The 1,602-nt window shown below is 34.1% G+C and carries 2 protein-coding genes; one reads left to right on the plus strand and one right to left on the minus strand.

The window, feature by feature from the left end; genetic code table 11:
• Window positions 1-402 (plus strand): RloB family protein (locus tag IQ228_RS25865; RefSeq protein WP_193964983.1); only part of this gene is annotated, 402 nt, incomplete at its 5' end.
• A 267-nt stretch (window positions 403-669) separates the two neighbouring features.
• Here the strand turns inward: IQ228_RS25865 and IQ228_RS25870 are convergent.
• Window positions 670-1,527, minus strand: coding sequence for a peptidoglycan recognition family protein (locus IQ228_RS25870; RefSeq protein ID WP_027400748.1), 858 nt, complete (start codon window positions 1,525-1,527; stop codon window positions 670-672).
• Window positions 1,528-1,602 lie beyond the last annotated feature (75 nt).

The raw sequence follows: 1,602 nt of genomic DNA on the forward strand, positions 1-1,602 counted from the left end.
CAAGTATTTTGTATATTTGATGATGATAATAAACCAGAGAAATATAAAAAAGCTCTCAGCACAGCAAAAAAATATAATTTTGAATCTATAACATCAATACTCTGTTTTGAATTTTGGTTTTTACTCCATTGTTGTTATACTACCAGTCCTCTTAGTAGTTATGATGAATTACGTCCAAAGCTAGAATCAGAAATGAGAAAAGAGGGTATTTTAAACCCAGGAGAAAATTATAATAAAAGTGATAAATTGCTATATGAAAAACTCAAATCCAATCAAGAAAAAGCAATTAATCATGCTATTAAACTAGAAAATAATCATCCCAACGAAGATGGATGTACTAAACCATCAACAAAAGTACATATTCTAATTGATAAACTACAAAAACAAAAAAACTTTGAATAAGTAGTCACTTGTCAGTAAAATTAACTCTTTTCCACTGATTAACAAAATAATACTACTTATCCAAACTTCTGCATAACGGGGATCTACCATTCCCTTGATGTCAAACAATATTTATTGTAGGTTTGTTTAGTCAACCTATTTAGATTAATGAAAAATCAAGGTTTTTAACCCACGAAGGTGGGTTTTGTCTGTGTAGCTGTGATTTCCAATCGCCCATTGCAGTAATAAATTAGACTAAAGTAAACCATCAGAATTTTGTTTTACGAACTAATTAAAAGTTTGTAACTGTCGAAAAGAATGCAACTTGTTGAGAAATTTATCACCATCAAAACTCAAAGGATCAACCTTCCCATTCCCCACATCTACAGCACGATGAGTAGTAATTCTCTCATCAGGAACTTGACTTTGAGCAATTAACCAAGCTAAAGAATTATATTGAGCCTCTGTATATCCTGAATGTGATTCTATATTACTTTTACCCCAAGCATCTGGAGGGGTTTCTAGGGATACATGATAGGCAAAATTATTGACAGATGGGGGTAAATTGGGATTAGTTCGCACAGTTTCCACCCCATTAGCACCTTTAAATACCGAATTACCAGCACCAAAAGCGCGTTTTTCTGGAGGTACTAAATAAATCACCTGTCCATCTAAGGCAATTATGGCATGATAACTGGCTTGAACATTTTCATCATCATGGCGTGTTTGAAAAAAATTAATGGCACTAGAAGTAGAATTAGTAGTTTCATGAAGGACAATAATGGCTTGATTATTAAACGGGACACCATTAATATCTGCTGTATAGCGATCGCCATAATTGCTAGGATCAACCTTAACCTGGGCAAACTTAGGTCTATAATTAGCAAAATCCCTAGTAGTTATATATAGAGGATTAATTTTATTCATCTTTGTGGGAGATGGTCTTAATTTTTGCTTATTTTCTGGCTTAGTTACTGCTGATTGTAATTGCCCTGGTGAATACTGATTCCACGTTGTCACCTCTGAAGTGGATGCAATTGTTTGATTGTGTTTTTGTCTTGCACCCCCAATAAATACAGCCACAATCAGGGTAGCTAACATCAAAAAAATCAGGATAACTCTAGTTGCCCAAGCTCTAAATTTCATATTTTTTATAGAAAATCGGTAATATAGTGTGCTTATTGTCAATATTCATGGGTGAGGGCAAGCAGGGGGGTGGGG

Origin of the sequence: Dolichospermum sp. LEGE 00246, from assembly GCF_015207865.1 — a bacterium.
Taxonomy (GTDB): Bacteria; Cyanobacteriota; Cyanobacteriia; order Cyanobacteriales; family Nostocaceae; genus Dolichospermum; species Dolichospermum heterosporum.

Coding starts and splice junctions, on each gene's coding strand:
- IQ228_RS25870 (WP_027400748.1), bottom strand. CDS start 1,527: ATGAAATTTAGAGCTTGGGCAACTAGAGTTATCCTGATTTTTTTGATG.